Source organism: Pseudomonas sp. ANT_J28, from assembly GCF_008370005.1.
GTDB lineage: Bacteria > Pseudomonadota > Gammaproteobacteria > Pseudomonadales > Pseudomonadaceae > Aquipseudomonas > Aquipseudomonas frigoris.
On the sequence record NZ_VOBM01000017.1, the window covers coordinates 82,756 to 94,738 of the forward strand.

Here is an 11,983-nt window from a genome sequence, read left to right on the forward strand (position 1 = left end):
TTAGTAGCCCAGCGCGAAGTTCTCTTCTTTCATGTCCATCAGGTTGTTGGCGCCCGACAGCATGGTGACCACATGAGTGCGAGTACGCGGCAGGATCCGCTGGAAGTAGAAGCGCGCAGTCTGCAGCTTGGCGGTGTAGAACGCTTCTTCGGTGGTGCCGGCAGCCAGTTTTTCGGCAGCCAGACGCGCCATGTCAGCCCAGAAGTAAGCCAGGCAGGCGTAACCGGAGTACATCAGGTAATCCACCGACGCCGCGCCGACTTCTTCGCGATCCTTCATGGCCGCCATACCGACCTTCATGGTCAGCTCGCCCCACTCTTTGTTCAGCGCAGCCAATGGCTCGACGAACTCTTTAACCGCTTCGTTGCCTTCGTTGGTCTGGCAGAACTTGTGGACGATCTTGGTGAAGCTTTTCAAAGCCTCGCCTTGAGTCATCAGCACTTTACGGCCCAGCAGATCAAGTGCCTGGATGCCGGTGGTGCCTTCGTACAGCATCGAAATACGGCTGTCGCGAACGTTCTGCTCCATGCCCCACTCGGCGATGAAGCCGTGGCCGCCATAGATTTGCACGCCGTGGTTGGCGGATTCGAAGCCGACTTCAGTCATGAAGGCTTTGGCGATCGGCGTCATGAACGCCAGCAATGCGTCGGCTTTCTTTTTCTCTTCTTCGTCCACGCCGTATTTGACGATGTCGACTTGTTTGGCAGTGAAGTAAACCATCGCACGGTTGCCTTCGGCGAACGCCTTCATGGTCAACAGCATGCGACGTACGTCAGGGTGAACGATGATCGGGTCAGCGGCTTTTTCCGGCGCTTTCGGGCCAGTCAGGGAGCGCATTTGCAGACGATCGCGAGCGTATTTCAGACCACCCTGGAAGCCGATTTCGGCGTGAGCCAGACCTTGCAACGCGGTGCCCAGACGTGCGGTGTTCATGAAGGTGAACATGCAGTTCAGGCCTTTGTTCGCCGGGCCGATCAGGAAACCGGTGGCCGCGTCGAAGTTCATCACGCAGGTGGCGTTACCGTGGATGCCCATCTTGTGTTCCAGGGAACCACAGGTCACAGCGTTGCGTGCGCCGACCGAACCGTCTTCGTTCGGCATGAACTTGGGAACGATGAACAGCGAAATGCCTTTGGTGCCAGCCGGTGCATCCGGCAGACGTGCCAGCACGATGTGGACGATGTTGTCGGCCATGTCGTGTTCACCGGCCGAGATGAAGATCTTGGTGCCAGAGACTTTGTAGGAACCGTCGGCCTGAGGTTCAGCCTTGGTGCGCAGCATGCCCAGGTCGGTGCCGCAATGCGGTTCGGTCAGGCACATGGTGCCGGTCCATTCGCCGGAAACCAGCTTGGTCAGGTAAGCCTCTTGCTGCTCAGGCGTGCCGTGCTCGGAAATGGTGTTCATCGCGCCATGGGACAGGCCTGGGTACATGCCCCACGACCAGTTGGCTTCGCCAACCATTTCGCTGACAGCCAGCCCCAGAGATTCCGGCAGACCTTGGCCGCCGTGCTCTACGTCATGGGCCAGGCTTGGCCAGCCGCCTTCGACGAATTGTTTGTAGGCTTCTTTGAAACCGGTCGGGGTTTTAACGCCGGACTCGCTCCAGGTGCAGCCTTCGGTGTCACCCACGCGGTTCAGCGGAGCCAGCACCTGCTCACAAAACTTGGCGCCTTCTTCAAGAATGGCGTCAACCATGTCTGGAGTTGCGTCCTGGCAAGCCGGAAGGCTCTGATAGTGCGCTTCGTAGCCGAGCAGTTCGTCACGAACGAAGCGAATATCACGCAAGGGGGCCTTGTAGTCAGGCATAGCGATTAACCTCTGCTGATGTAACCGGGAATGAACGACCGCGTTGATTTGTTGTGGCGGTCAAACAGTTGTTTGAAACATACGTTTACGCCTAAATCTTGTCAAGCGCCGATCTTTTGCCGTTCGTCATCACGCGACGCAAATGCCAGACCCACAGCAACGCAACACCGTCGCCTGAGCAATACGCTGTGGAGGAAAGACTAGTTGAGGGAGAAGGATTCACGCAGAAAAACGCCGCGAATAGTCGCGGCGTTGAGGGAACGGATTCAGCTAGGGATCAGGCGAAGGTATCAATCAGCGTGCCGAGCACTTCATCGGATGCCTTGGCGACTTTGGCACCCAGTTCAACCTGCAGCTTGCCCTGAGCCATCTCGACCATATTGCTGGCCAGGTCCGACTGCTGACTGCGATCTACCGAGCGCAGACGATCAACCTGAGCCTCGGAAGACTGGCTGGTCACCGAACGCTCGATCGTCGTGTTGGCGATCTGGCCAGAGGCCTGATCGACACGGTTCTGCCCTGTCTGAATAGTGCTCAGACCGGCATAAAAAGCGGTGTTTCCTGAGATTTCCATGGGAGAACTCGTCCTACAAAGGATCAACAGCGGCCATTGAAGCAGACCCACTGACAAAAGGCCCGACAAAAACACTAATGGCACAGTGCCTCGTCATAGTTAAAACCCCCGCCAGAAAACTCAGTCCAGTAGATCCAGTTGCAGATGCTCCGCCACCGCTTCAGCCGTCACCAACTTGAGTTTCGGCACACGCCCCAAGCACGGTGCCGGGATCCGCTCAGCGAGTGTCGCAAGGTTTTCTTCCAGACGCGAAGTCTTCGGATCGATGATATTGGCCACCCACCCCGCCAACTGCAAACCGTCCTGAGCAATCGCCTCGGCCGTCAGCAGCGCATGGTTGATGCAACCCAGGCGCACCCCCACCACCAGGATCACCGGCAGATCCAGCGCCATCGCCAGGTCCGACAGATTGTCCTGATCCGCCAAAGGCACTCGCCAGCCCCCCGCACCTTCGATCAAGGTGAAATCCGCTTGCATATCGAGAATTTCCTGCATGGGCGTCAACAGTGATTGCACCGTCAATGCCACGCCAGCCTCCCGCGCTGCCAGATGCGGTGCGATCGGCGGCTCAAACGCCACAGGGTTGACCTGTGCATAAGTCAAAGGCACCGAGCACTCCGCCAGCAACGCCAACGCATCGGCGTTGCGCAAGCCCTTGGGCGTCACATCGCAACCGGAGGCGACCGGCTTGCCCGCCGCCGTGCTTAAACCGGCCGACCGCGCGGCATACAGTAAACCTGCGGCAATGGTGGTCTTGCCGACATCGGTGTCAGTGCCGGTGATGAAATAGGCTGCGCTCATAAGGGTTTCTCCAACACGGCGTAGACCACTTGATAAGTCGCCGGCAATCCTTCGGCCTGACGAAACTGCTCATACGCCTCGATCAATCCGAGGATCCGCGCCCTGCCGGTCAAACCACCCGGCCGACCGGGGTTCAAGTTGTGGGCTCCCAGTGCCTTGAGTTCATGGGTCAGGCTGCGCACATCCGGGTAATGCAACACGTGCGGTCGGGTTTCCAGACTCGCGACGCTCAAACCACTGTCCGCGCAAAGCTGTTGATAAACCCCGAACTCGCGGAAGCGGTTGACGTGCACCATGCCATCCACCTGACGCCAGCTGTCACGCAGCTCAAACAACGTGCCCACGCACAGACTAGCAAACGCGAAAATTCCGCCAGGTTTCAATACGCGATTTGCTTCACTGAGCACCGAAGCGAAGTCAGCGCACCATTGCACCGCCAGGCTGGAGAAGATCAGATCGCAGGTCGAATCCTGAAACGGCAACCGCTCGGCATCGCCAGCGATGAAATGCGTTGCACCACCCAACGGCCGGGCGTGATTGAGCATGCCTTCGGCGATGTCCAGTGCCAGTCCGTGACTTGCAGGAAATCGCTCGCCCAATGCACGGCTGAAATGCCCGGTACCGCAGCCCAGATCCAGCCACACACCCGGCACGAAGTCCTCCGGCAAACGACTCGACAATTCACTGCCAACATCGCGCTGAAATTCGGCCACGCTGTCGTAGCTGGCCGCCGCCCGGGAAAAAGATGCCGCCACCTGGCGTTTGTCGGGCAAACCGCCGGGGAGGTTGGGAAAGGATAAATCAGTCATCACCGGACTCATGCAAAAAGGCCTGAATTGCCCCCGCCACACAGTGAGGGTCTTCCAGAAGAAACGCGTGACTGGCCTGCTCGATCAGACCGATTTCAACATCCGGCAGCAACGTCAGCAGATCCCCCGCCGCTTCGGCTGGAACCAGCCCGTCGAGGCCGGCGAACAAGTGCAGTTGCGGGCCGCGAAACGCCTGCAAAGCCTGGCGGGTATCCAGTTGTGCGAGCAACTCCAGGCCGTTCATCAATACCTCTGCCGAAGTGAGTGGCGCGCCACCGAGCAACAGCCGAGACAACCCGCGCGGGTCTTCGGCACCCAGAGCGCAGAGCAGTGAAAAACGCTTCAACGTCATGCGAGGATCGGCCTTGCAACCGGCCAGAAACGCATCGAAGGTTTCGGCAGGCATCGCACTCGGCCATTGCTCATGGGCGACAAAAGAAGGATTGCTCGCCAGCGTCAGCAAGCCGCAGCAGCGATCGCCGCGCCGGGCCGCCAACTCTGAAGCGAGCATGCCGCCGAGCGACCAGCCGCCGAGCCAGGCGTCCTGAGGCAACGTCGAGTCCAGCTCATCAAGCCACTCTTCAAGATCGCTCGATTCCAGTTCCGGCAACGGCTCGATCTCGACCCGCAAGTGTTCATCCAGTCCTTGTAACGCCGCCGCCAAGGGCTCCAGGGGAGAAATACCGAGGCCCCAGCCGGGCAGCAGAATCAGACGATCACGCATGGCTTGGCTCCGGTCCCAGTTGTTGAAAACAATCGGCCAGTCCATTTAACAATAGCTGTACCTGCGCCTCGCTGTGCGCGGCAGTCAGGGTCACACGCAGTCGGGCGCTGCCGGCGGGCACGGTCGGTGGACGGATCGCAGTGACCATCAGACCGCGCTCACGCAGCATCTGCGACAGTCGAACCGCGCGCCCGGCATCACCGATCATGATCGGCTGGATCGGCGTGAAGCTGTCCATCAACTCCAGGCCGATCTGTTCGGCACCGTGGCGGAATTGGGCAATGAGCATCTTCAGATGCTCACGACGCCAGTGTTCAGTGCGCAGCAATTCGAGGCTTTTCAGCGTCGCGCAGGCCAGCGCCGGCGGCTGGCTGGTGGTGTAAATGTAGGGACGGGCGAACTGGATCAGGCTCTCGATCAGCTCCTCGCTGCCGGCGACAAAAGCCCCGGCCGTTCCGAATGCCTTGCCGAGAGTGCCGACCAAAACCGGCACATCTTCCTGACTCAGACCGAAATGCTCGACGATCCCGCCGCCATTGGCGCCCAGCGGGCCAAAGCCGTGAGCGTCATCGACCATCAACCATGCACCTTTGGCCTTGGCTTCCCGAGCCAACGCCGGCAGGTCGGCGATATCGCCGTCCATGCTGAACACACCGTCGGTGACCACCAGGGTATTGCCGGTCGCCTTCTCAAGACGCTTGGCCAGACTCGCCGCGTCGTTGTGCAGATAGCGATTGAAGCGCGCACCGGACAACAGACCTGCATCCAGCAGGGACGCGTGATTGAGCCGGTCTTCCAGCACCGTATCGCCCTGCCCGACCAGCGCGGTGACTGCGCCTAGGTTGGCCATGTAACCGGTGGTGAACAACAGCGCGCGCGGGCGACCGGTGAAATCGGCCAAAGCCTCTTCCAGCGCGTGATGCGGGCTGCTGTGCCCAATGACCAAATGCGACGCCCCGCCACCGACGCCCCAACGGGCCGCACCGGCGCGCCAGGCTTCGATCACTTGCGGGTGATTGGCCAGGCCCAGGTAGTCGTTGTTACAGAACGCCAGCAACGGCTGACCATCGACCACCACTTCCGGGCCTTGGGGGCTTTCGAGTAATGGGCGTTGGCGGTAGAGATTTTCGGCACGACGGGCAGCAAGGCGTGCGGCGAGATCGAAAGACATGCAGGCCTCGGGCAGTCAGATTACATAATCCAAGGTTGGGCACAATCCAATGTGGGAGCGGCGGTGCGACGATTCGACTTGCTCGCGAAGACGGACTGACATTCAACGTTGATGTCGACTGTGCCGCCGCTTTCGCGAGCAAGTCGAATCGTCGCACCGCCGCTCCCACACTCGATTTGTGTCGGATCAGATTGCAGCGTTATAGAACTGCTCGCTGCTCTTCTGCTCAACCAGCGCTTGTTCGATCGCTGCCTGGTGGACTTCGTCAGCGTGCTCTTCGCGCGCTTCCGGCAGGATCCCCAAGCGCCCGAACAGTTGCATGTCCTTGTCGGCCTGCGGGTTGGCGGTGGTCAGCAGCTTATCGCCGTAGAAAATCGAGTTCGCGCCGGCGAAGAACGCCAGGGCCTGCATCTGCTCGTTCATCGCTTCGCGGCCGGCGGACAGGCGCACGTGGGATTGCGGCATCAGGATACGTGCGACAGCGAGCATGCGGATGAAGTCGAACGGGTCGATATCGTCGGCATTTTCCAGCGGCGTTCCGGCGACTTTCACCAGCATGTTGATCGGCACCGACTCCGGGTGCTCCGGCAGGTTGGCCAGCTGGATCAGCAGATTGGCGCGATCATCAAGCGACTCGCCCATGCCGAGAATGCCGCCGGAGCAGATCTTCATCCCGGACTCACGCACGTAGGCCAGCGTTTGCAGGCGCTCGCTGTAAGTGCGGGTGGTGATGATGCTGCCGTAGAACTCAGGCGAGGTATCCAGGTTGTGGTTGTAGTAGTCGAGGCCGGCGTCAGCCAGAGCGACGGTCTGGTCCTGATCAAGGCGACCGAGGGTCATGCAGGTTTCCAGGCCCATGGCTTTCACGCCTTTGACCATTTCCAGCACGTAAGGCATGTCTTTGGCCGACGGATGTTTCCATGCCGCGCCCATGCAGAAACGGGTCGAACCGATGGCCTTGGCGCGAGCGGCCTCTTCGAGGACCTTCTGCACTTCCATCAGTTTTTCTTTTTCCAGGCCGGTGTTGTAGTGACCGGACTGCGGACAATATTTGCAATCTTCCGGGCAGGCACCGGTTTTGATCGACAGCAGCGTCGACACCTGGACCCGATTGGCGTCGAAATGCGCGCGGTGCACCGTCTGCGCCTGGAACAACAGGTCGTTGAATGGCTGAACGAAGAGTGCTTTGACTTCGGCCAAAGACCAGTCATGACGCAGGGTTGCAGTGGTGCTGGCGCTCATGGGCGTTTCCTTTGTTTTATGCTTGGCAAGCGGCTGGGGAATGGAATACCCACAGACGCGACACGGATGTTCGGCATATTTAAGGAAGACTCATGCGCTGTCAACCACGATACGAAGGACCGGTTTACATCTGGTTAAAAAACAACCAACCCTGCTTGCTCTGTGCAGAACCCGCCGATGACAGCACGCCCATCTGCATGGCCTGTGAAACGGAGTTGCCCTGGCTTGGCGATCAATGCCAAACCTGCGCCCTGCCGTTGCCCACTGCCGGCCTGACCTGCGGCCAATGCCTGAAACAACCGCCAGCCTTTGAACGGGTCGCTACGCCCTGGACTTACAGCTTTCCGGTGGACACGTTGATCACGCGCTTCAAGCATTCTGCGAAGTGGCCATTTGGCCGCCTGCTTGCCGAACTTCTCGCTCAATTCCTGCAACATCGCTTCGATGAAGACCTGAATCAACCCGACGCGCTCATCCCGGTTCCGCTGACCTCCAAACGACTGCGTAAACGGGGATTCAACCAGGCCGCGATGCTCGCCCGCTGGCTCAGCACCAGCCTCGACATTCCCTGCGATGAAACGCTGTTGCTGAGGATTCAGGACACCAGCGCACAACAGGACCTGAATGCCGAGGCCCGCAAAAAGAACCTGCGCAACGCCTTCGCTCTGGCACCCGATGCTTTCATCAACGGTCGTCACCTGGCGCTAGTGGATGACGTACTGACCACCGGCGCCACGGCCCAGGCCCTGGCTCGCCTGCTGATGGACGCCGGCGCCGCACGTGTCGACGTCTATTGTCTGGCCCGCACACCCAAACCGGGCGATGCGCCCTGACTTGACTCCCGAGCCCCAAGCCGCCAACGTCCTTCCCATCGCCACAGCCCAAAGCGTCTAGCCATGTCCTTGCCTACGTTGTTGTCCCAGCACATTGTCCGTCGTCCGCAGCGCATCGCGTTGCTGCAACACATCGCCGAACAGGGCTCGATCACCCGCGCCGCGAAAAGCGCGGGCCTGAGTTACAAAGCGGCCTGGGACGCCATCGACGAGCTGAACAACCTCGCGCAAAAACCGTTGGTGGAGCGCAGTGTCGGTGGCAAGGGCGGCGGCGGTGCCAAACTCTCCAGCGAAGGCGAGCGCGTATTGCGCCTGTATCAAAAGTTGCAAGCCTTGCAGGCTCAGGTGCTGGAAGCCGCCGAAGATGCCAGCGATCTCGACCTGCTCGGCCGACTGATGCTCAGAACCAGCGCGCGCAATCAACTGCATGGCAAGGTCGTGGCGATTGATAACCAAGGGCACAACGACCGTATTCGTCTGGAATTGGCCGAAGGCTTGAGCATCGATGCGCAGATCACTCACGACAGTACCCTGCGTCTGGACCTCGAAACCGGCACCGAAGTGGTCGCACTGATCAAGGCCGGTTGGCTGGAGTTGCTGGGCATCGATCAAGTGGCAACACCCGGCAATAATTGCCTGAAGGGCATCATCGAAGAAATTCTCCACGCCGAGGACGGCCCCAGTGAAGTTCGAATCGGCCTGCCCAACGGCCAGACACTCTGCGCGCTGGCCGAACCGCTGCACTTGAGGACCCTCGGTCTGGCCGCCGATAAACTGGTGCTGGTGCAATTCGCGCCATCCAACGTTTTGCTTGGTACACCGCTCTGAAACATAAGCGTCATTAACGCGCCTTAAGGTGACTGCAAAAACCCGCAGGGAGCCTGATGTGAACCTATTAGAAGACAACCAATCCACCGACCTCGAGAAAATGGTCGGCCTCAGCCGCCGAGGCTTCATCAGCGCTGGCGCCCTTTGCGGTGCAGCGATGTTCATGGGCGGCAACCTGCTGAGCCGCAGCGTGCTGGCTGCCAGCGTCAGCGCCGGCTCCAGCAAACTGTTGGGTTTTGACAGTATTCCCGCCGCCACCAGCGACGCCATTACCCTGCCGCCTGGCTACAAATCCTCGGTATTGATCAGTTGGGGACAGCCCCTGCAGAAGAACGGCCCGGCGTTCGACCCAAGTGGCAACGGCACGGCCGAACATCAGGAAGTCCAGTTCGGCGACAACAACGACGGCATGAGCCTGTTCGAGTTTCCCGATGATAAAAATCGGGCGCTGATGGCGATCAACAACGAATACACCAACTATCGCTACCTCTACGCCCACGGCGGCATGCCGCAGTCGGCCGAAGAGGTACGCAAGGCCTTGGCCTGCGAAGGCGTGTCGGTGATCGAGGTGCAGCACAAGAGCGGCCAGTGGCATTTCGTCCAGGGCTCGCGCTACAACCGGCGCATTCACGGCAACGCGCCGATCAGTCTGAGCGGCCCGGCCGCCGGCCACGAACTGCTGAAAACCAGTGCCGACCCACATGGCAAGAACGTCCTGGGCACCTTCCAGAACTGCGCCAACGGCAAGACGCCGTGGGGCACGTATCTGACCTGCGAAGAGAACTTCACCGATTGCTTCGGCAGCAGCAATGCCGAACAAAAGTTCGACGCCGCGCAGAAACGCTACGGCGCGGTGGCGGCCAGCAAAGAGATCAACTGGCACCCATACGACGAGCGCTTCGACCTGGCGAAAAACCCCAATGAACTCAACCGTCACGGTTGGGTGGTGGAAATCGACCCGTTCGACCCGCAGTCGACGCCGGTCAAACGCACCGCGTTGGGCCGCTTCAAACATGAAAATGCCGCCCTTGCCGAAACCAATGACGGTCACGCCGTGGTGTACATGGGCGACGACGAGCGCGGCGAGTTCATCTACAAATTCGTCAGCCGCGACAAGATCAATCACAAAAACCCCAAGGCCAACCGCGACCTGCTGGACCACGGCACCTTGTACGTGGCGCGCTTCGACGCGGGCGACGGCAATGCCGATCACCCAAAAGGCCAGGGCGAATGGATCGAACTGACCCACGGTAAAAACGGCATCGACGCCAGCAGCGGTTTTGCCGATCAGGGCCAAGTGCTGATTCACGCGCGCCTCGCGGCCAGCGTGGTGAAAGCTACGCGCATGGACCGTCCGGAATGGATCGTCGTCAGCCCCAAGGATGGCCAGGTCTATTGCACGCTGACCAACAACGCCAAGCGTGGCGAGGACGGGCAACCAGTGGGCGGGCCGAACCCGCGCGAGAAGAACGTCTACGGGCAGATTTTGCGTTGGCGCACCGACCGTGACGATCACGGCTCGAAAAGCTTTGCCTGGGATCTGTTTGTGGTCGCGGGCAACCCGGGCGCCCACGCAGGCACGCCGAAGGGCGGTTCGTCGAACATCACACCGCAAAACATGTTCAACAGCCCGGATGGGTTGGGTTTCGACAAGGCCGGAAGGTTGTGGATTCTCACCGATGGCGATTCGAGCAACGCCGGCGACTTCGCGGGCATGGGCAACAATCAGATGCTCTGCGCTGATCCGGTCACCGGGGAAATTCGTCGCTTCATGGTCGGACCGGTGGGCTGCGAGGTGACGGGGATCAGCTTCTCGCCGGATCAGAAGACCTTGTTTGTCGGGATTCAGCATCCGGGGGAAAACGGCGGGTCGACGTTCCCTGAGCATCTGCCGAATGGCAAGCCGCGGTCTTCGGTGATGGCGATTTCCAGGGAAGATGGCGGGATCGTCGGCGCCTGATCGGGCCTCTTCGCGAGCAAGCCCGCTCCCACATTCGACCGTATTCTTCTGGGAGAACTCGGTTAAATGTGGGAGCGGGCTTGCTCGCGAAGGCGTCAGCCCAGACAACACTCATCTCAAGTCCAGCCACTAAAGCCTCCCCGTCTGCGCTACCATGCTTGGCCGGACGCGGCAGCCTGCTGCGCGCAGGAGTCAGCATGGCCCACCCGTTTGCAACCCTCACCCCAGACCTCGTGCTCGATGCCGTCGAAAGCATCGGCTTTCTCAGCGACGCGCGCATTCTGGCGCTCAACAGCTACGAGAACCGTGTCTATCAGGTCGGCATCGAAGACTCCGAGCCATTGATCGCCAAGTTCTACCGTCCGCAGCGCTGGACCAACGAAGCGATTCTCGAAGAGCATCAATTCACCTTCGAACTCGCCGAGTGCGACGTGCCGGTGGTCGCGCCGATGATTCACAACGGTGCCAGCCTGCACGAACACAACGGTTTCCGCTTCACCCTGTTCCCCCGCCGTGGTGGCCGTGCGCCGGAGCCCGGTAATCTCGATCAGCTGTATCGCCTGGGGCAACTGCTCGGTCGCCTGCACGCCGTCGGCACTACAAAACCGTTCGAACACCGTGAAGCGCTGGGTGTGAAGAACTTCGGTCATGACTCGCTGACGACATTGCTCGAAGGCAATTTCGTACCCAAAAGCCTGCTGCCCGCCTACGAGTCCGTGGCCCGCGACCTGCTCAAGCGTGTGGAAGAGGTCTACAACGTTACGCCGCACAAGAACATCCGCATGCACGGCGACTGCCATCCCGGCAACATGATGTGCCGCGACGAGATGTTCCACATCGTCGACCTCGACGACTGCCGCATGGGCCCGGCGGTGCAGGACATCTGGATGATGCTGGCGGGTGATCGTCAGGAATGTCTCGGTCAGTTGTCGGAATTGATGGACGGCTACAGTGAGTTCCACGACTTCGATCCGCGGGAACTGGCGTTGATCGAACCGCTGCGCGCCTTGCGCCTGATGCACTACAGCGCCTGGCTCGCCCGCCGCTGGGACGACCCGGCGTTCCCGCACAGTTTTCCGTGGTTTGGTACGGAGCGGTATTGGGGGGATCAGGTGTTGGCGTTGCGGGAGCAATTGGCTGCGCTCAACGAAGAGCCATTAAAGCTCTTCTGACGAACACAGATCCCCTGTGGGAGCGGGCTTGCTCGCGAAGGCGGCCTGGCAGTCGACATCAAT

The 11,983-nt window shown here is 60.2% G+C and carries 11 protein-coding genes; 4 read left to right on the forward strand and 7 right to left on the reverse strand.

The annotated features are described in order from the left end of the window. The 7 genes from FQ187_RS14370 to bioB form a co-directional block, all read right to left on the reverse strand. Positions 1–1,806, reverse strand: a complete 1,806-nt coding sequence (locus FQ187_RS14370) for a phenylacyl-CoA dehydrogenase (RefSeq protein ID WP_149629991.1) — start codon at positions 1,804–1,806, stop codon at positions 1–3. 277 nt (positions 1,807–2,083) lie between these two features. Further along, positions 2,084–2,380: a pyrroloquinoline quinone biosynthesis protein PqqE gene (locus tag FQ187_RS14375; RefSeq protein ID WP_149629992.1), complete on the reverse strand. Its 297-nt coding sequence runs from the start codon at positions 2,378–2,380 to the stop codon at positions 2,084–2,086. Between the two features lie 120 nt (positions 2,381–2,500). Further along, positions 2,501–3,181, reverse strand: a complete 681-nt coding sequence (gene bioD / locus FQ187_RS14380) for a dethiobiotin synthase (RefSeq protein ID WP_149629993.1) — start codon at positions 3,179–3,181, stop codon at positions 2,501–2,503. Continuing rightward, the gene (bioC, locus tag FQ187_RS14385; RefSeq protein WP_149629994.1) at positions 3,178–3,990 is read right to left on the reverse strand and encodes a malonyl-ACP O-methyltransferase BioC; all 813 of its coding nucleotides are present in this window, start codon (positions 3,988–3,990) and stop codon (positions 3,178–3,180) included. Before bioC ends, bioD begins: the two co-directional genes overlap by 4 nt. Further along, positions 3,983–4,714 (reverse strand): alpha/beta fold hydrolase, encoded by a 732-nt coding sequence (locus tag FQ187_RS14390; protein ID WP_149629995.1) that lies wholly within the window; start codon positions 4,712–4,714, stop codon positions 3,983–3,985. Before FQ187_RS14390 ends, bioC begins: the two co-directional genes overlap by 8 nt. Further along, positions 4,707–5,885, reverse strand: a complete 1,179-nt coding sequence (gene bioF / locus FQ187_RS14395; protein ID WP_149629996.1) for an 8-amino-7-oxononanoate synthase — start codon at positions 5,883–5,885, stop codon at positions 4,707–4,709. The genes FQ187_RS14390 and bioF overlap by 8 nt, the downstream gene beginning before the upstream one ends. 186 nt (positions 5,886–6,071) lie before the next feature. After that, positions 6,072–7,127, reverse strand: a complete 1,056-nt coding sequence (bioB, locus tag FQ187_RS14400) for a biotin synthase BioB (RefSeq protein ID WP_149629997.1) — start codon at positions 7,125–7,127, stop codon at positions 6,072–6,074. A 92-nt stretch (positions 7,128–7,219) separates the two neighbouring features. On the opposite strand from bioB, the gene FQ187_RS14405 reads away from it, so the two are divergent. The 4 genes from FQ187_RS14405 (at position 7,220) to FQ187_RS14420 (ending at position 11,920) form a co-directional block, all read left to right on the forward strand. Continuing rightward, positions 7,220–7,960, forward strand: coding sequence for a ComF family protein (locus FQ187_RS14405; protein ID WP_149629998.1), 741 nt, complete (start codon positions 7,220–7,222; stop codon positions 7,958–7,960). A gap of 63 nt (positions 7,961–8,023) precedes the next feature. Further along, entirely contained in the window at positions 8,024–8,788 is a 765-nt protein-coding gene (locus FQ187_RS14410) for a TOBE domain-containing protein (protein ID WP_149629999.1), read from the forward strand. A 58-nt stretch (positions 8,789–8,846) separates the two neighbouring features. Beyond that, positions 8,847–10,748, forward strand: a complete 1,902-nt coding sequence (locus FQ187_RS14415) for a PhoX family phosphatase (protein ID WP_149630000.1) — start codon at positions 8,847–8,849, stop codon at positions 10,746–10,748. Between the two features lie 197 nt (positions 10,749–10,945). Further along, positions 10,946–11,920 (forward strand): serine/threonine protein kinase, encoded by a 975-nt coding sequence (locus FQ187_RS14420; protein WP_129440587.1) that lies wholly within the window; start codon positions 10,946–10,948, stop codon positions 11,918–11,920. Positions 11,921–11,983 lie beyond the last annotated feature (63 nt).

What these genes read in the sequence shown, in the direction of transcription:
- FQ187_RS14370 (WP_149629991.1), bottom strand. Translation starts at nt 1,806, where the DNA reads ATGCCTGACTACAAGGCCCCCTTGCGTGATATTCGCTTCGTTCGTGAC.
- bioB (WP_149629997.1), bottom strand. Translation starts at nt 7,127, where the DNA reads ATGAGCGCCAGCACCACTGCAACCCTGCGTCATGACTGGTCTTTGGCC.
- FQ187_RS14410 (WP_149629999.1), top strand. Translation starts at nt 8,024, where the DNA reads ATGTCCTTGCCTACGTTGTTGTCCCAGCACATTGTCCGTCGTCCGCAG.
- FQ187_RS14420 (WP_129440587.1), top strand. Translation starts at nt 10,946, where the DNA reads ATGGCCCACCCGTTTGCAACCCTCACCCCAGACCTCGTGCTCGATGCC.
- FQ187_RS14390 (WP_149629995.1), bottom strand. Translation starts at nt 4,714, where the DNA reads ATGCGTGATCGTCTGATTCTGCTGCCCGGCTGGGGCCTCGGTATTTCT.
- FQ187_RS14405 (WP_149629998.1), top strand. Translation starts at nt 7,220, where the DNA reads ATGCGCTGTCAACCACGATACGAAGGACCGGTTTACATCTGGTTAAAA.
- FQ187_RS14375 (WP_149629992.1), bottom strand. Translation starts at nt 2,380, where the DNA reads ATGGAAATCTCAGGAAACACCGCTTTTTATGCCGGTCTGAGCACTATT.
- bioD (WP_149629993.1), bottom strand. Translation starts at nt 3,181, where the DNA reads ATGAGCGCAGCCTATTTCATCACCGGCACTGACACCGATGTCGGCAAG.
- bioF (WP_149629996.1), bottom strand. Translation starts at nt 5,885, where the DNA reads ATGTCTTTCGATCTCGCCGCACGCCTTGCTGCCCGTCGTGCCGAAAAT.
- bioC (WP_149629994.1), bottom strand. Translation starts at nt 3,990, where the DNA reads ATGACTGATTTATCCTTTCCCAACCTCCCCGGCGGTTTGCCCGACAAA.